The 16481-nt window shown below is 59.0% G+C and carries 17 protein-coding genes; 8 read left to right on the plus strand and 9 right to left on the minus strand.

Features of this window, described 5'->3' with window-relative positions; all coding sequences use genetic code 11:
• Positions 1–209: 209 nt before the first annotated feature.
• Positions 210–1520 carry a glutamate-1-semialdehyde 2,1-aminomutase gene (gene hemL / locus VK574_RS19835; RefSeq protein WP_472801609.1) on the minus strand — a complete coding sequence of 437 codons (1311 nt, stop codon included), beginning with the start codon at positions 1518–1520 and terminating at the stop codon, positions 210–212.
• 185 nt (positions 1521–1705) lie between these two features.
• Here hemL and purM point away from each other — a divergent pair, with 185 nt between their 5' ends.
• Positions 1706–2755, plus strand: coding sequence for a phosphoribosylformylglycinamidine cyclo-ligase (gene purM, locus VK574_RS19840; RefSeq protein ID WP_472801610.1), 1050 nt, complete (start codon positions 1706–1708; stop codon positions 2753–2755).
• On the plus strand, positions 2752–3372 hold the full coding sequence (gene purN, locus VK574_RS19845; RefSeq protein ID WP_472801611.1) for a phosphoribosylglycinamide formyltransferase: 621 nt from the start codon (positions 2752–2754) through the stop codon (positions 3370–3372). The genes purM and purN overlap by 4 nt, the downstream gene beginning before the upstream one ends.
• Before the next feature lie 16 nt (positions 3373–3388).
• Here purN and VK574_RS19850 read toward each other — a convergent pair whose 3' ends face one another.
• On the minus strand, positions 3389–4633 hold the full coding sequence (locus tag VK574_RS19850; protein ID WP_472801612.1) for a DUF711 family protein: 1245 nt from the start codon (positions 4631–4633) through the stop codon (positions 3389–3391).
• 343 nt (positions 4634–4976) lie between these two features.
• A complete protein-coding gene (locus VK574_RS19855; protein ID WP_472801613.1) occupies positions 4977–5219 on the minus strand; it encodes a hypothetical protein in 243 nt (80 codons plus the stop codon).
• Positions 5220–5715: 496 nt separating this feature from the next.
• Here VK574_RS19855 and VK574_RS19860 point away from each other — a divergent pair, with 496 nt between their 5' ends.
• Entirely contained in the window at positions 5716–6123 is a 408-nt protein-coding gene (locus tag VK574_RS19860) for a DUF6941 family protein (RefSeq protein WP_472801614.1), read from the plus strand.
• A 1-nt stretch (position 6124) separates the two neighbouring features.
• Here the strand turns inward: VK574_RS19860 and VK574_RS19865 are convergent, their stop codons facing one another.
• Complete coding sequence (locus tag VK574_RS19865) at positions 6125–6466, minus strand: hypothetical protein (RefSeq protein ID WP_472801615.1); 342 nt, start codon at positions 6464–6466, stop codon at positions 6125–6127.
• Between VK574_RS19865 and VK574_RS19870 the strand changes: the two genes are divergently transcribed.
• Positions 6465–6836 carry a hypothetical protein gene (locus tag VK574_RS19870; protein WP_472801616.1) on the plus strand — a complete coding sequence of 124 codons (372 nt, stop codon included), beginning with the start codon at positions 6465–6467 and terminating at the stop codon, positions 6834–6836. The two genes, VK574_RS19865 and VK574_RS19870, sit on opposite strands and share 2 nt — an antisense overlap.
• A 57-nt stretch (positions 6837–6893) precedes the next feature.
• Here VK574_RS19870 and VK574_RS19875 read toward each other — a convergent pair whose 3' ends face one another.
• Positions 6894–7880 carry an IS1595 family transposase gene (locus VK574_RS19875; RefSeq protein ID WP_472801617.1) on the minus strand — a complete coding sequence of 329 codons (987 nt, stop codon included), beginning with the start codon at positions 7878–7880 and terminating at the stop codon, positions 6894–6896.
• Positions 7881–8173: 293 nt separating this feature from the next.
• Between VK574_RS19875 and VK574_RS19880 the strand changes: the two genes are divergently transcribed.
• The gene (locus tag VK574_RS19880; RefSeq protein ID WP_472801618.1) at positions 8174–8452 is read left to right on the plus strand and encodes a hypothetical protein; all 279 of its coding nucleotides are present in this window, start codon (positions 8174–8176) and stop codon (positions 8450–8452) included.
• Between the two features lie 110 nt (positions 8453–8562).
• Positions 8563–9891, plus strand: coding sequence for a paraquat-inducible protein A (locus VK574_RS19885; protein WP_472801619.1), 1329 nt, complete (start codon positions 8563–8565; stop codon positions 9889–9891).
• Between the two features lie 9 nt (positions 9892–9900).
• Here the strand turns inward: VK574_RS19885 and VK574_RS19890 are convergent, their stop codons facing one another.
• The 4 genes from VK574_RS19890 to VK574_RS19905 form a co-directional block, all read right to left on the minus strand.
• Entirely contained in the window at positions 9901–11052 is a 1152-nt protein-coding gene (locus tag VK574_RS19890; RefSeq protein ID WP_472801620.1) for a S1C family serine protease, read from the minus strand.
• A gap of 99 nt (positions 11053–11151) precedes the next feature.
• Positions 11152–11847: a dephospho-CoA kinase gene (gene coaE, locus VK574_RS19895; RefSeq protein WP_472801621.1), complete on the minus strand. Its 696-nt coding sequence runs from the start codon at positions 11845–11847 to the stop codon at positions 11152–11154.
• A gap of 2 nt (positions 11848–11849) precedes the next feature.
• Positions 11850–12764, minus strand: a complete 915-nt coding sequence (locus VK574_RS19900; protein ID WP_472801622.1) for a bifunctional 5,10-methylenetetrahydrofolate dehydrogenase/5,10-methenyltetrahydrofolate cyclohydrolase — start codon at positions 12762–12764, stop codon at positions 11850–11852.
• Positions 12765–12856: 92 nt separating this feature from the next.
• On the minus strand, positions 12857–14113 hold the full coding sequence (locus VK574_RS19905) for an ARPP-1 family domain-containing protein (RefSeq protein WP_472801623.1): 1257 nt from the start codon (positions 14111–14113) through the stop codon (positions 12857–12859).
• Positions 14114–14176: 63 nt separating this feature from the next.
• Here VK574_RS19905 and VK574_RS19910 point away from each other — a divergent pair, with 63 nt between their 5' ends.
• The gene (locus tag VK574_RS19910; RefSeq protein ID WP_472801624.1) at positions 14177–15241 is read left to right on the plus strand and encodes an RNA polymerase sigma factor; all 1065 of its coding nucleotides are present in this window, start codon (positions 14177–14179) and stop codon (positions 15239–15241) included.
• On the plus strand, positions 15238–16470 hold the full coding sequence (locus VK574_RS19915; protein ID WP_472801625.1) for a zf-HC2 domain-containing protein: 1233 nt from the start codon (positions 15238–15240) through the stop codon (positions 16468–16470). Before VK574_RS19910 ends, VK574_RS19915 begins: the two co-directional genes overlap by 4 nt.
• Positions 16471–16481: the final 11 nt, after the last annotated feature.

Raw genomic sequence — 16481 nt, forward strand, 5'->3', positions numbered from 1 at the left:
GAGCCGAAAGCAGTCGCAGAATTTCCAAGTTGTTATCCTGAGCGAAGTCGAAGGACCTGCCGTGAGAATTCAGACATCGGCACGAACAAGGGTGCCCCATCCAAGCTCCGCTTGGGTGGGAAAGCACGATCTGAACACCAGCGATCTTCATTCTTTCTGGGTGTCATGCATCCACGACAGCAGTTGCTCTTCTCTGCATCAATCGTCAGTCAGGCTGCGCGAAACGCTTCCTTCGCCGCTTCGATCGTGGCGTGAACTTCCGCATCCCCATGCGCCGTCCCCAGAAAGGCAGCCTCAAATTGCGATGGCGGCAGCCACACGCCGCGGTCCAGCATCGCGCGATGGAAACGCCCGAACTCCGCGGTATCGGACTCTGCGGCGTCATCGTAGTTCGCCACCGGATCTTCGTTGAAGAACCATGTCCACATCGCACCCACACGATTTGTCGTGAGCGCCACGCCGGCTTTTTCGCCTTCCGCAGCAACGCCCTCCGCGACAGCCCTCGCTGTCGACTCCAGCCGCGCATAAACTTCCACCGCATGTTCCTGCAGATACCCAACCGTCGCCAGGCCAGCAGCCATCGCGAGCGGATTCCCGCTCAGCGTTCCGGCCTGGTAGACGGGGCCGAGCGGCGCCAGCATATCCATATATTTCTGCTTGCCGCCGAAGACGCCAACCGGTAACCCGCCGCCCACAATTTTGCCCAGTGTAATGAGGTCCGGGTCGAGGGAATACAGTTCGCAGGCGCCGCCCAGCGCCACGCGGAATCCCGTCATCACCTCATCCACAATCAGCAATGCGCCTTCACGCGTCGTCAGTTCGCGGAGCGCATGCAAATATCCCGGTGCAGGCGGAATGCACCCAGCGTTGCCTACCACCGGCTCCAAAATCACCGCCGCAATCGTGTTTGGACGCGCATCAAATGCCGACTCCACCGCAGCCACATCGTTGTAGGGCAGCGCGTGCGTCAGCGCGGCAATCTCTTCGGGCACGCCGGCGGACCCAGGGATTCCAAACGTCGCCACGCCCGAGCCGGCCTTCACCAGGAGTCCGTCCGCATGACCGTGGTAGCAGCCCTCGAACTTGATGATGATCTTGCGCCCCGTGGCAGCACGAGCAAGCCGAATGGCCGACATGGTCGCCTCGGTACCCGAGCTCACAAAGCGCATCTTCTCGATAGCCGGATAGCAGGCAACGATGCGCTCCGCCAGATCCGCTTCGCTCGCCGTCGACGCACCAAAGCTCGCCGAGTTGCGCGCGGCGCGTTCAATTGCCTCAACAACTGGCGGAAATGCATGGCCAAGGATCATCGGTCCCCATGAGCCGACGTAGTCGATATATCGATTGCCATCCGCGTCCACCACGAACGCGCCCTCGGCCCGCTCCACAAACGGCGGAGCACCGCCCACCGCGCGAAACGCCCGGACCGGCGAATTCACGCCACCAGGAAAATACCGCTCAGCCCGCTGTTGCAATACGTGGGAACGCGCATGTACGAGTGGGGCAGCTTTAGTGCTCATCGTGGCTCCAGTATAGAAGTCGCAACCCGAACTGGAATGATTCGCGTGACCTCACGATCCGTTTCTCCACATTTTGAACAGCAAATCGATTTCGCAGTTCACTGACCTTGTAAGCCCAGCCTGCTAGAATCGACCTTTCCGGTCCGCAGCGCCCGCTTCAATAATCTGACCGCAGAGGCCGCAGAGTGCCCGAAGAAACCAAATCCAAATCCGTCACCTATGCCGACGCCGGGGTTGACATCTCCCGTGGCGACCGCGCCAGGGACCGCATCAAGTACCTCGCGCAGAAGACCTTTAACCGCAACGTCTTAGGCGGAATCGGCGGCTTCGGAGCCCTCTTCCGGCTCGACCTTCAGCGGTTCAAAAGCCCCATTCTCGTGAGTTCGGCGGATGGCGTTGGAACGAAGCTCAAGATCGCCTTCGAGATGGGACTGCACTCGAGCGTCGGCGCCGACTTGGTGAACCACTGCGTCAACGATATCGCCGTGCAGGGGGCGACGCCATTGTTTTTCCTCGACTACTTCGCCAGCGGCAAGCTCGACCCCGAGGTCACGGAGACCGTCGTCTCCGGCCTTGCCGACGCCTGCAAGGCCAACGGTTGCGCGCTCATTGGCGGGGAAACTGCGCAGATGCCCGGCTTCTATGCCGAGGGCGAATACGACTTGGCCGGCTTCATTGTCGGCGCTGTCGATCGCGACAAGCTGGTGACCGGCGCCGAGATCAAGGTCGGCGATGTGCTTGTTGGATTTCCTTCGACGGGCCTGCATACCAACGGCTATTCGCTGGCCCGCAAGCTCATGTTCGAGGTCGCGGGCTACAAGCCGAGCCAGTATGTCACAGCGATCAAGGAAAAGGCCGGCGCGGCGCTGATGAAGACGCACCGCAGCTATCTGCACGTAATCCAGAAGCTAGTTGCCTCCGGCATGACCGCGGGAATGGCGCACATTACCGGCGGCGGCATTACTGAAAATCTGCCACGCATTCTGCCCAAGGGAACCGAAGCGCAGATTGAGCTGGGATCGTGGCCCGTACTGCCGATCTTCGATCATCTCCGGGACCTGGGCCAGGTGTCGCAAGAGGAGATGATGCGCACGTTCAACATGGGCATCGGCCTCATCGCAGTCGTTCCGGCGGCCAAATTCACGCGCGCCAAGACGCTCCTCGACCGCGCCGAAGAGAAGTTCTACGTCATTGGCCGCATCGCGAAAGGCGATCACCGGGTTCACTACACATGAGCACGGAAGCCACGCCGCTTCGGCTGGGCATTTTGCTCTCCGGCCGCGGCTCCAACTTTCTTGCAATCGCACAGTCCATTCGCGAACGGCGCCTGGCGGGCGTCGAGATCGCCATCGTCCTCTCGAATGTTGCCGAAGCCGCCGGGATCACCGCCGCCGTGCAACTTGGGGTCCCGTGCGCAGTGCTCGTCTCCAAGGGCCGACCCCGCACCGAACATGACGCCGACATGATCGCCACTCTTCGGGCGCACAAAGTTGACCTCGTCTGCCTAGCCGGCTACATGCGCCTGCTGTCACCCGGTTTTATCGCCGCGTTTTCCAACCGAATCCTCAATATTCATCCCTCGCTCCTGCCCGCCTTTCCGGGACTCGACGCTCAGCAGCAGACCTTTGAGTATGGCGTGAAAATCGCGGGCTGCACCGTGCACTTCGTCGACGAGCATCTCGATCACGGCGCCATCATCCTCCAGCGGACAGTCCCGGTTCTAGACTCCGACGACGCGCACTCGCTCGCCGAGCGCATCCTCGCCGAAGAGCACATCGCCTACACCGAAGCCATCGCCCGCGTAGCCAGCGGAGAGTACGAGATTCAGGGCCGCCGCTACCTTAAGCGCTGATTATGCGGACCCGCGACTAAGGCACTGCGTGGATCGTGGTGTTGAAGAGATACGGATCCTGAAACTCCGTCATGTCGCCGGCCTTTTTACCCGGCACCGGTTGCAAGCGCGCTGACAGCGGCTTGTTCCATTTGCTTGCGAGTGAGGCAACATCTGCGAACATTCGCTCCATCTGCTCCGTGCTGATGTCGCCGGGCAGCGGGATCGTATCGAGTCCCGTGCCGCACACCGAGGAATAGGCAAGCAGGGAATCTACATTGAAGATTCCCTCGGCCCATCGCTGCGCCATGACTTTGTCTTCCAAGATGGGAACCATGAGGCCGGAGTAACCGATCTGCTTTACGGGTACGGCCTTCACGGCGGCAGTAATGATCCGGGCCGCGGTGAGCGTGCCGCTGGAGCCGAATTTCGCGCCGGTAAAGTCTTCGATCGCGGCGGCAATGGAGACATCACCAAGCGGCGCCGGCGTCGGATCAACACCAGCGAAGCTCCACCCGGTTTCTGCGGCGACCTTGTTGCCTATTTCCTCCGCAACTTTTGCATGTTTGGTGAGCGCTGCAGTCAGGTCCGCTGTTGCGGCTGCGGCGTTTCCCTTGTCGCGCGTGAACACCTCAGCCACCACGCCCGCACCTTCGAAGCCGATGGAGAATTGTCTGCCCGGGCCGTCGTGATACGAGCCTGGATAGAAGGGGCCGAGCGGCTTCAGCATCGCCGTTGCCGTGAAATTGAACGTACCCTGCGCATGCGGACTGTGCTCGGCAACGTACTTCACCAGTTCCGCGGTGCGGTGAATCGTCTTCCAGTGGATCCCCGAATCGTCGGCGATGATGGTGCTGGCTTCGATATTGGGCAGCGTCGAAAGGGCGCGCTCCAGCACGCGCATCGTCAAGGCGTCATCGCCGTCGTGCATCATGGCCGGCCCTACGTTGGGAATGAAATTCTCTTTCGCCGACAACTGGTCGAACCGCGCAAGAAACGCAACAGCATCGTCTTCCGAAAGTCCCGAAACGAGCTGGCCGACAGGCTGCGTGGTGATGCGCAGCGACTCCACCTCGTAGCCCGAGCTTTTAAACGCTGCCTCAGCCTTCCGCAACACGCCCAGCGCTTCCACAACCTGCTGTTCCCACTTGCTTCTGTCCAGCCGCACGAATGCGGTGATGGCGCGAACTTTAGGATTGCGTGAGGCATCGGCCGAACCGCCGGTCTGTGCAAGCAACTGAATCGGCAAAAACACGATGGCGAAAAGCAGCAAACGCTTCATGCGAAACCTCCACAATGGTCGAGTAAGAAGACAAATGTAGCATTCGCCAACGCATACCACGGCTGAATCTAAACCCTCAGCGCAAACTCAGATCAACGGCCTGCGAGCGCACCCCCTTCTTAATCTTCATCAGAAGAGGACTTTGCAGCCAGAATCCGCGAAAGAATTTCTTGCGCCCGTGCCATCGCCACGCAGAGTCACAGAACGGCGAAAAATAGAAGTCAAGCCCCTTGCGATCACTTATTTCGCTAAACCTCTGATTCTGCAGCGAAGATTCTGGCAGTAATATACTAGACAACTCCATACTCAAACGGTAGGCTGAACTTGCCGTGACAGGGCAACACTAGCGCGCTGGCTGCACTTTTTTGGCTCTCTTTGGATGCAGGAGAGCCCTTTTCAGCACTGGCTTGGGGATCGCCACAAGAGGAACAACCTCGACGGGAATTGCTTTGGGCTGCGGTCTGGCTGCGGTCTTCATCGCATCCTGTTTAATCGTCGTCAGCACTTTACGCACCGCATTGCTGAAGCGTTCAGCATCGGTCTTGCCGGTAATAAACGGGGCGGGCAGAGGATTCATCGCGGTCACAGTATACGCTCCCATAAATATTTCTAGATATAACTGCGTCAGAGCGCCGTTTGAGACGTTTATTACCTGTAGAGAATCAGATGAAAGGGAACCATTAAAGGCACCGCCAGATTTGCATTACAACATGTGCAAAAGGACATGCGATTGGTGGAAAAGCCTCACCTCTATCAACACTATTTCGGGTTTTGCTGGGATTTGCCGGAAAGCGCAGGGATATTCTCGTGGTGTTCGCCCCGATTGCGCACATGACACCAAGTCAGAAGTATGATAGCTTGTGACTCAAATCACCTGTGCTTGCCTACACAGGGATCGACCTTCCGTGTTAGAGCACGGTGGTCGAATCTTTGGTTGGTAATGCGGGTGCGAACTTGGAGGGCTTTTGAGTTGCCGGATTTGGTAGGGGCCTATTCACCTCCCACCTTAGCTATCCCGGCCAAAAAAGTCAATCACCAACGTACACAGGAAAGCACTGTGTTGCACGATGGAGGAATTGAAAATGGCGTTAACTCATGATTACACAATAGTTTGTGAGATGGTTAGGCCAGAGATGGGCGGGAAATTTGTCATTGTTGGCCTATTCCCAAATGGAATCGGCACTCCAGTCGTTCCGTTTCCCATGCCGCTGCTTACATTCTTCACACTAATGAAGGCAGATGCACCCGGCACATACAACTACAGCGGCAAACTGAGTCCCCTGGCGACAGGTCGAGAAATTTCCCCGATTGTTAGAGGAGTGATTCAGGCTCCGGCAGTGGGTCCCGCGATCCTTGTGCACCAGATCATGTCGCCGCAGTTTACGGCGTTTGGAACGCACACATGGGAAGTAGAAATCGAAGGACAGGAACCTTTTGTCACGCAGTTCGAAGTGACTCGTGTCGCGCCTCAACAAATACGGGTCAGGTGACTTAGACCTGCACGAGTTCGCCCTCATCCATCGCGAAGACTTGCTGTCTTTGCTCCGTAGAGGGAATCCCGGGTGCGACAAACTTTGCGGTTGTTTGGGAGGATATAGATGCCGTTTCCTTGGCCAACTCATCGAGACGCGTCCGGAGTTGTTCAGGCGTGTATCTACCCTCGCCTGCTTCGGAAAACGCGTCGTGAATCGCATGCACAAGGGCATCAACTTCAGGACTATTCGGCCCTATTAGCAAAGAAGCAAACCACGGACGGAACTCTTTATCAGCCCGGGGATCAGCAAGGAAATTATGCAAGCGGGTCTTCAGTTGTTCATTCGTCGAGGTCGCCATGGAATTAAATCCTCAAGTCCCAATTCGCCTTACGCAAACAGATATAGATGCCCAGTTTATTGAGAAGGGCATCTTGCCACACTTCCAGAATACATGCAAGGCCCATACGGTCAAGAGTCCGGAAGACGAGAAGTACATGCCCACCCAAACGCTAAGAAAACACGGCAATTGGGAATATGTAGAGTTTCGAGATTCAGCGGGCAAACCTCAGTGCAAGTACAAAGTGCGGGCTACGCCTATTGAGGGTGAAGAGGAAATTGGGAAGAACGTGCACATTGTGTGGTATCGGGATCTGGATGGAGAGTTGTATGTTTCGGACAATATAGACCCGGAACTGCTGCTGGCTGCTCTGGAAGAATTGGGAGTCTAGAGCGACCCCCTCTTCCCCTGTTTGCCCCGCCGTTGACGTTTCATCCAATCCGGCCAATTAGAAAGGTTGCGCTTCGACCCCTCCCACCTTGCCGGTCAGCTCTGCAAACGTCAGTCTCTTCCCCAAGATTTGCGATGCTGCCAGCGCGAACCGATCTCCATCAGTTAGTGGATTATCCTTCGTCGCCCGATTGTTAAATCTAAAGCACTGCTCTACCACGTAACGGTCCAAGTGGAACGGCTCCACAGCCACATACGTTCCCTTAAGCCCTCTCTTGAGCAGGCTCCAGAAATTCTCGATTCCGTTCGTGTGGACTTCGCCGCGAACATACTCTTGTACATGATTAACGACGTCATGCACAAAGTCTTTGCGGGCCAAATCGTAGTAGCCCAGATATTGGTCCGTGTAGACGGTTGATTTCTTTTCGATGTTCGCGAGAATCTCATTCTGCAATGTCTCGCGCTTCACATTGGGAATCACTTTCGCCCGAACCTGACGAGTTTCACGATCACGGATTCCCATGACGATTGCCTTAGCCGCGCCACCGCTAACAGGCTTCCCCTTGTATTTTTCACGCACCTTGGAGCGGTGCATGTTCTTGATGCGACCACCCACGTAAGCCTCGTCCACTTCGCATGGACCGGAATCAGGGCCACCCATCTTCACCGCGTGCTGTGGCTCCAGAACTTCGCGCAGCCGATGCATCATGAACCATGCACTCTTTTGGGTGACGCCGATTGCGCGATGAACTTCCCATGAACTCACGCCGTTTTTGGAATTAACTAGGAGCCACATGGCCGCGAGCCACTTATCCAAACCGAGTGCGGAATCCTCAAAAATCGTCCCAGTCTTCAGCGTGAACTGACGGCGCTCGTGATGGCTTCCACACTGCCAACGGTTGTACTTCTCTGAGAACTTGACGTTCTTCGATCCGCAGCGCGGGCATTCAGCGCCATCGGGCCAGCGGCTTTCCACAAGGTACTTGTGGCAGTTCTTTGGATTGGCGAAATACTCGATTGCTTGCTTGAGCGTCTTCGGTTCCATGCCTAAACAGTAAACTACTTAGGTGGAGTTGTCAAGTATATTTATGCCAAGATTCTTCCTGCCGATTTGCAGGTTATATCCGCGAACTCTCTAAACTTTGAAATATAGCCAGACAATCCAGCGGACTTCTCGCACGGACTATCGCCGCGCGCCCGCGCTCGTCTGCGCCAGGCGACGCTCTTTCAATCACGGCTGCAACCACGGCCATCTCTGCAAGCGACGTCGCCGCAAATTCACGTCAGCAGCCCGCCGCAACCCGGACGGTCCGCCGAACAGAAAAGAGAACTATCGCGATGGCAAACATTCTGGTCAATATCGAAAAAGGCATCGAAATCGGAGCCGAGGACGCCCTGAAGTGGCTGACCGGTGCCAACAAGGCTCTCAAGGCCGCGCCGCAAGTTGTGGCTGCGCTTGCAACGCTGATCGCCGCGGTCGAAAAGCCGATCGCCGAGCTGGCAGGCGCGGCCTCCAACCCGTTGAATATCCCTCTCGACATTCAGACGGCTATGGACTTGAAGGCCGTATGGCCCGACGTCAAGGCCTTCCTGGCCTCGCTGGGAGTGAAGTTCTAAGCGGGAAAAGCAGATTCTCCACTCCGCCAGCCCCACGGACCACGCGGTCCGTGGGGCAGTTGATCGACTTCTTAACGAGTCGGGGGCGGTTCTATACTCGATATCACATCGTGGAAGACGTGGTCACGCCGACGAATCCATCACCGGGCAAACATTCGCGTTCATTCGATCTCCGCTTGGCTGCGGGCGTGATTTTGCTCTTGCCGACCATCTGGTTCAGTTGGAAGACCATTGATGGCCTTGCCGCGCGCCGCCTCATCCGGACCGACCTGGCCGAGATCACCCACGCGCGCTATGGAATCCTGAGCGCCGACCAGTGGCGCGGCATCATCGGCCCGATGCTCAATGCCCAGGTCGACAAACTCGATCTCAAGGGACAGAGCAAGAGTCTCCGGCCCATGGTTGAACGGTCGCTGTATGCTCTGCTGGACAACATCAAGGCGCAAATGACGGCGCCCAGCCCGAAGGGATCCGGCAAGCCCACTGGGGCCAACCCAATGCTCGTGAACATGATCGTCGCCTCCCTGCGTCCGCACGTGCCGGAATATACCACCGTGGTCATGGCGGAGCTCAATAAGGCGCAAACCCAAGAGAGCTTCAAGGACTCCATCCGCGGCGTCCTGGCCGATGCGGTCAAGAACACCTTCAGCACCACGGACATGACCACCTATAACGCCATCCTCAAGCACTATGGCTGCTCAAGGGGCGCGGCTTGCGAGGAGACTCTCGGCCAGCAGATCGCGGCTGCGGACCAAAATCTGACGCGCGACTATCTCATCGTGCTCGCATCGGCGGCGCTGGGATTCATCCTGCTGATGGTCGGCAAGCCGACGCTCTCGCGAGGCGCCGTACTGGTGCTGATGTTGTTCTGCATCGCGATGCTCGTCGGGGGCGTGCTCAGCCCGATGCTGGAGGTGGAAGTACGCGTCACGAAGCTGGACGCAACCCTGCTCGGCACGCCCATCGAGTTTCGCGATCAGTCGCTGTACTACCGCAGCAAGACCGTGCTTGAGGTGTGTCAGACACTGATGCAGATAGGCCGGCCCGAGATGATGCTGGTTGGCGTGCTGGTAATCCTGTTCAGCGTGGTCTTCCCACTGCTGAAAATGCTGGCGCTCGGCGCGTGTCTCTTCCGGCCGGCGCTGTTGCGCACTAGCCGCATCGTCAGGCTGTTGGCGTTCCAACTATCGAAGTGGTCCATGGCCGACGTCATGGTCCTGGCGATCTTCATGTCGTTCGTCGCATTCAACGGCGTTATCGGCAGCGCGTGGGACGGCTTGCGCGACGTGCCCAACGTCCAGCAGGTGCAGATCCCGACCAATGCTTCCAGGATCCTGCCCGGCTATTACCTGTTCATTGGTTTCTGCCTGTCGAGCATCATCCTGTCGAAGAAGCTGGAGCGCGGAATCGCTTCCAGTTCCACTTCCGAGTCCAACTAGACGCGTCTCCTACGTATTCACCGACCGTGCTGCACCGAGCACGACCTTCACCGTCATCTGTCGTCGCCCGCGCATCACGGTGACGCTGACGCTGTCGCCGGCCTGGTGCTTATCCATGATGACGCTGATGTCCTGCGGATCGGTGATTTGTTGGCCGTCGATCGCCACGATCAAATCACCGCCCAGCATCACGGGCTGATTCCCGACCCAGGCCTGTTCGTTGCCGCCGCGAAGGCCGGCTCGATCGGCAGCTCCTCCGGGTATTACTTTCTGGATGAGCACGCCAGAATCCGCGGCCAATCCCATCTGACTTGCCAGGTCCGGTCCAATGGCATAGGACTGGATGCCCAGCGACGGGCGCCGTACCTCGCCGTAGTGCGTCAGATCGGAAAGCACGGCCTTGGCGGTATTGATGGGGATTGCAAAGCCGATGCCCGCGTTCTGATCGGAGTTCGACAGGATCATCGTGTTGATGCCGATGACTTCGCCGCGCGAGTTCAGTAGCGGTCCGCCGGAGTTGCCGGGATTGATGGCCGCATCAGTCTGGATCGCGTCTTCAATCGGCGCTCCCTCACTGCCGCGTATGGAGCGGATCGAGCTGATAATTCCCTGGGTCATGGTGCCGCTGAGCCCGAAGGGGTTGCCGATCGCATACACGTTTTCGCCGACGGCGAGCTGGCTCGAGTCTGCGAGTATTACCGGCTGCAGATCGGGCGCGTCAATTTTGAGCAGCGCGAGATCGTGAATCTTGTCGGTTCCCACGACGGTTGCCTTGTAACTGCGCTTGTTGCTGAGCTTGACCTCGATACCGCGGTTGGCGCCTTCGATCACGTGGAAATTCGTCAACACGTGGCCAGCCTTGTCGAGAACGAACCCCGAACCCTGGCCCTCCTGCGGAACGTTGCCGTAGAAGAAGTTGAACGTGACAGCCCGCGATGTAATGTTCACCACCGAAGGCAGCACGTGCCGGTAGACAGAAATATTGTTCTGCTCCGCCGCATCGAATTCGGGTGCCGCGTGAGCCTCGGAGAGTTCCAGGGGCGAGTCCGAGCTTCGTGCGCTCATGAACTTCAGCGGATTCAAATTGGAGGAGAAGTGGGTGGTAATGAACCAGAATCCACCGACCAGGAATACGACCAAAGCAAACTGGCGCAGTTTCATAGCTCTCTTAAACCTTTAGACCTTTCTCTATGGTTACGATGCCGGGTTCGCACTTCCACAGGAAGCAATACGGTGCTCGCAACGGGCTTGTTCCAGCCTCTATTTTAATGACCGGGCCTTGAGATTTAAGTTGCTCTCCTGCTTCAACCTGGGCCAAAGCTCCGCGACCTGGGCGCGCAGAGCGGCGATATCGCCGGTGTTTTCAAGCAGGTAGTCGGCGCGCGGAGCCTTCTCGCTGTCTGGGATCTGGTGAGCGAGGCGGGAGCGGGCATCGGCCTCGGCGACGTCGCGGTTGATTGAGGCCCGGGCGATGCGGGCGACGTAACGGGCGATCTTTGCGTCGTCGGGAGCAGTGACGAGGATGACGCGGTCAATGCGCTTGCGAAGATCGGTGAAGACACTCAAGGGCTGGCCCCCGGCGCGGGCGTCGCGTTCGACCTCAAAGATGAGCGCTGAGACGACGACAGCAACGGCTGCGGGATCACCCGCAAAGACCTGATCCATCCACTGGCGCTGCGCTTCAATGACCGCCGGATGGACGATAGCGTTCAGCTCTTTCACGCGGCCGCCCTTGAAGGCGAGTTCAGCAAGGCGAGCGCGGTCGAGGCGGCCGTCGGGCATTACAACTGCGTCGCCGAATACGCGGACGATCTGACTGAAGGCCGATTGGCCGGGCTCCATGAGCGTGCGACCGAGTTCGTCGGACTCGATGACCTCCGCTCCATGTTCGCGCAGCATCGCGGCGACGGTGCTTTTGCCGCTGCCGAGACCGCCGGTAAGGCCGACACGAAGCATCGCTACTGGCCTCTGCGCATGCGGGCTGCGCGGACAGTGTTGGACATGAGCATGGCAATAGTGAGCGGCCCGACGCCCCCGGGGACCGGAGTGTAGGCACCGGCGAGTTCGAAGGATTTGGGATGCACGTCGCCCACGATCGTCGATCCGCGTTTGGCAAAGGTCAATTCGCGCTTGGCATCGCCGGCAAAGTAGCGGTCGAACTCCTCGAGCGTGGTAATGCGGTTGATGCCGACATCGATGATGGTGGCGCCGGGCTTCAGCATTTCAGGAGTAATGAAGCCGGGCCGGCCGATAGCTGCAACAAGGATGTCGGCCTCGCGCGTGATCGCGCCAAGGTCGCGTGTCTTGGAGTGGCAGATAGTAATAGTCGCGTTTTCGTGGAGCAGCAGCATGGCGACGGGCTTCCCGACGATATCGCTGCGGCCGACAATCACGGCATGCTGGCCGCTGATGGGCAGGTGGCTGCGCTTGAGAATTTCGATGACGCCCGCCGGGGTACATGGGGCCAGGGCCGGGCGACCCGCCTGCAGTTTGCCCGCGTTTACGGGATGAAAGCCGTCGACGTCCTTCGCGGGATCGACCGAATCGAGTAGTGCTTTGGCATCAACCTGCTTCGGCAGCGGAAGCTGGATGAGGATGCCATCTACGTCGTCGCGGTCGTTGAGGCTGCGCACCAGGTCCATCATCTCTTTCGTCGTCACGGTGTCCGGCGGAGTGATGAGATCGCTGTAGAGGCCGAGTTCACCGCAAGTCTTTACCTTGCTGGCAACGTAAATCTCGGATGCAGGCACGTGTCCGACCAGCACCGCGGCTAAACCGGGCCGGATGCCTTGCGCCGCCAGCGCGCGTACCTCCTCTGCTACTTCGTGTTTGATTGCCGCAGCAATCGCGGCTCCATCGAGGACCTTTGCCATCAATCTCTCCCATCCAATCGTATCGCTTCGGACACAGTTGGAGGGCTAGTGGCGCTGGTGCATGGCCCTGGCCGGCTGGTGTGTGGTTTCGCTCAGCGATACACCATGGGAGCATCGACGCGCTGCACTTCGCCACGCAGCTTGACCTTGCTGATGTGCACGTCATAATCCGTACCAGATAACAGCGATTCCAGGACGAAGGTCTCGGCTCCGCCTGAACGTAGTTCACGGTAGCGATAAACGCCGACACTGCCGATGCTGGTCTCTGTGCCGCCCGAAGGCGCATCCAGAAAGTGCTGCGCATCTGTGATCGAGGGCGCGGAATGCATTTGATCTGCCATTAGGCTCTCTGCCGCATAGGATCGAACCAGCTTTGTCCAGTAGCGCGACAGCAGGTCGGTATCAGAAAAGATGTCGGCCCATACAATTTCGCCGCGCACAGCGACGATCACACCCACGGCGTGCTCTTCGCGGAGTTTTTCGAGCACCTGCTCACGCGACTTCATCAGCGGCGCGGCAGCTTCATCTACTTTTTCGTTGATCGCAGTGCTCTGCATGGCGCGGGCGTAGCTGGTGGTTCCGAGGCTATTGGGGTCGGGCGTAGCGCGCCGCGGTTCGGCGACAGCGAGTCCCGGGCGCGGAGCAGCAAGCGCTCCGGCGATGGAGCCGTGCACGGAGTCCCACACCTCCTGCTGGTTCTTATCGACCATTGCTTTGGCGCGGACAGAGGGCTGGACCATCAAGCTCTGCGCAGGGGCATTGGCAGATGACTTGAAGGTGGCAGTATCTTCGGTCCAGCGGCCGTGCTCGATGCAGAAGACGCCAAGATCGATGGGATCACTTTGCGCCGGCACAATGCGATCCTTGCCGACGATGCGATCCTGCTTGCCTCCTGTAACAATCTCACCCGCCAGCAAGAGCAAAGGCTTGTCGGAGTTGTTGACCAGAACGAGGGTGTTGACCTGGTCGCCGCGATAAGTCGGCGGATCAGGCAGCGGATGCGAGCGAAGAACGCCGTCGTCTGTTCTGCCCCGAGTCGGGCGCGGGCGCACGAGGCCCCGAACATTGCCCGCCTCGGTGACTTCTACCTGGCCGCTCTTGATGCCCTCGTCGAGGGTGATGAACGCCGATGCAGGCATCCTGCCGGATTCAACCACCGGGAAGAGAAGGAGATTGCCGCTTTCGATGGGGCCGAGGACGCGGTAGGAGCTGTGCAACGGCTCGATAGGGCCGCCGGCGGCACGAACGCGATTGACGTGATAGAGGACAAATACAGCAACCAGCACAGTCCCCAGCAGCGTGATGCGGAAGAAACTCGACCTGAATGGAATGCTATGCGGACCCTCCACCGGGAGCTGCAGCTCCGGCTACAGGCTGAGAACGGAGGTGCGGAGGTTTCTTGCAGGGATTTTTTGGCGTATCTTCAAGTCGTGGACGCAGCGCCCATCCAGCCCAGCGAAGATTCAGATGGCGCGGAGACTCCGGCGGCTCCGATTGGGGTGCATCCTGCGCTGCTGGACGAGCTTTGGCAAGAATGCGGGGCCGGGAAATGGGGGCTGGAGCGAAGCGCGTTCGATCGCATCGTCGTGCTTGTAGCCGAAGGGCAGAACCCTGCGCCCGCACCGACCGGAACATCCTCCGAGGAGCAGGGAGCGTTTCTTCGGAGCCTGAGGCTGGCGGACCTGGTGCTGGCCAAAGCATGTGCCGCGGGAAACGACCGCGCGTGGGAACATTTCATGGCGCAATACGGCCAGCCCATGACGCGAGCGGCCATCGCCATCAGCGGAAGCGAAACGGTGGGGCGTGACTTGGCGGACGCGTTTTATGCGGAGCTTTATGGCCTGAATACACGCGACGGCGAGCGCAAGTGTCCTTTGGATTCGTATCGTGGGCGCGGCTCGCTGCTGGGCTGGCTGCGTACGACGCTGGCGCAGCGATTCGTCGATCACTACCGGCGCACGTATCGCGAACAAGCGTTTGATGAGGAGATGCACGACGCGCCTTCGTTCGACGGCGCGATGGATCCCGAGCCGGGAATGCTGGTCGCCCTTCGCGAGGCGGTGAAAGCGGCTTTGCATGACCAGCCGGCAGAGGAGCGGTTTTTGCTCGCGGCATACTACGCTGACGAGCGAACGCTGGCGGAGATTGGCAAGGTGCTGCATGTACATGAAGCGACCATCAGCCGGAGGCTGCGCCGTGCAACGGATGCGGTTCGCAAGCAACTGATGCGCAATCTTGAAAAAGGCGGCATGAGTCGCAAGGCGGCGGAGGAAGCGTTAGGCACCGATCCCCGCGATCTCGATTTGAAGATAGATTTGAGAAAACTGCTGCAAAGTAAGGAGCCGTGTCCGTTCAAAGAGCAGGAGACGTGGAAACCGGCCACGGCAATTCCGGCCGTCGCGGAGGAAGCCCTTACAAAGGCCATGCTCTCCGAGACAAATGGGCCGCTTGAGGATAAGGCAAAGACGACAGGATGAACCCAACGATCCAACCCGGAATGCATCCCGATGCGGAGAGCCTGACAGCTTTCGCGGAGCAAGTTCTGCCTGCGGCCGAGCGCGAGGAGATTCTCGCGCATATGTCTGATTGCAGCCGATGCCGCGAAGTGGTGTTCCTGGCGCAGCAAGCGGCGGTGGAAGATCAGCCAGCGCCGGTAGCTGCTGCAGTGGATGCACCAAACAGGCCGCGTACTTCTTGGTTTAACTGGAAGTGGGCGTGGATACCAGCAGCCGCATGCGCGGGACTCATCGGGGTTGCGGTGGTGCAGCATTCCCGAAGAGTAGCGACCGAGACGCAGACCGCCGCCAACGTGGCGCCTACGGACGACTTGCGCACGGCGGGATCCCCGAAGGCGGAAGTGCAGAACCCTGTAACGCGGAACGAGCGGCAGCAGGCTAAACCGGCGAAGTCGTCCGGCATCGTGGCGGAGCGGGAAGGTATTCCTCCGGCTCCGGCGCGGGATGAAGCGAAGAAGCTCGATGAGAAAAAGCCCGCCGACCAGAAGGACGTGGCTCTGGCGGCGGTACCGCGCTTGGATTTGACTCCAGGAGTTGCGGGAGGATCGATCCACGGCCCGATGGCAGCGAGGGCCAAAGCTTCACCGATCGGTGGACCATCGGCGGCGAATCAGTTCCAGCAACAGAACATGGCGAATCAGCAGAACATGTTGCAGCAATCGTCCGGCGCACAGTTCAACGCAGCCGATAAGACCGTGAATGCGGCAACGACTCCACGCACAGAATCGGATACGGTAACAGTGCAGGCGCAGAAGGTGATTCCTGTGCAACCTGCGGCGGCCCCAGCATCGGTGCAGATTCCCGCGATCCCAACGACCGAAGAAAACAAAGCAGCCGCGCCAGCCAATCTCGCTGAGTTTCGCAAGAAGGAGAAGGCATCGCTGCCCAACGGACTTGACGAGCTTTCGACGGCAAGCGACGCCGACCGCACGATTGCGCTCGACACGAAAGGCGCTCTCTTCCTAAGCGAGGATGGCGGCAAGCATTGGAAGCCGGTTCGAACCCAATGGACCGGGCGCGCCGTGTTGGTGCGCAGCCTGAATACGTCCCAGAAAGGTAATGCTCTCGGCGCTCTCGGCGCTATGAAGGCGTCGCCGCCGGCAAAGTTTGAACTGGTAACTGATGATCTTCAGACGTGGTCGAGCGCGGACGGAAATATCTGGACGTTGCAGGCAATGCCCGGGAAGTAAGGGGAAGAACC

It is taken from the genome of Occallatibacter sp., assembly GCF_035317045.1.
Lineage (GTDB): Bacteria > Acidobacteriota > Terriglobia > Terriglobales > Acidobacteriaceae > Telmatobacter.

Bases quoted from the DNA above. Each gene is read 5' to 3' on its own strand.
- hemL (WP_472801609.1), bottom strand. From the start codon at position 1,520: ATGAGCACTAAAGCTGCCCCACTCGTACATGCGCGTTCCCACGTATTG.
- purN (WP_472801611.1), top strand. From the start codon at position 2,752: ATGAGCACGGAAGCCACGCCGCTTCGGCTGGGCATTTTGCTCTCCGGC.
- VK574_RS19850 (WP_472801612.1), bottom strand. From the start codon at position 4,633: ATGAAGCGTTTGCTGCTTTTCGCCATCGTGTTTTTGCCGATTCAGTTG.
- VK574_RS19860 (WP_472801614.1), top strand. From the start codon at position 5,716: ATGGCGTTAACTCATGATTACACAATAGTTTGTGAGATGGTTAGGCCA.
- VK574_RS19870 (WP_472801616.1), top strand. From the start codon at position 6,465: ATGGAATTAAATCCTCAAGTCCCAATTCGCCTTACGCAAACAGATATA.
- VK574_RS19865 (WP_472801615.1), bottom strand. From the start codon at position 6,466: ATGGCGACCTCGACGAATGAACAACTGAAGACCCGCTTGCATAATTTC.
- VK574_RS19875 (WP_472801617.1), bottom strand. From the start codon at position 7,880: ATGGAACCGAAGACGCTCAAGCAAGCAATCGAGTATTTCGCCAATCCA.
- VK574_RS19880 (WP_472801618.1), top strand. From the start codon at position 8,174: ATGGCAAACATTCTGGTCAATATCGAAAAAGGCATCGAAATCGGAGCC.
- VK574_RS19890 (WP_472801620.1), bottom strand. From the start codon at position 11,052: ATGAAACTGCGCCAGTTTGCTTTGGTCGTATTCCTGGTCGGTGGATTC.
- coaE (WP_472801621.1), bottom strand. From the start codon at position 11,847: ATGCTTCGTGTCGGCCTTACCGGCGGTCTCGGCAGCGGCAAAAGCACC.
- VK574_RS19900 (WP_472801622.1), bottom strand. From the start codon at position 12,764: ATGGCAAAGGTCCTCGATGGAGCCGCGATTGCTGCGGCAATCAAACAC.
- VK574_RS19915 (WP_472801625.1), top strand. From the start codon at position 15,238: ATGAACCCAACGATCCAACCCGGAATGCATCCCGATGCGGAGAGCCTG.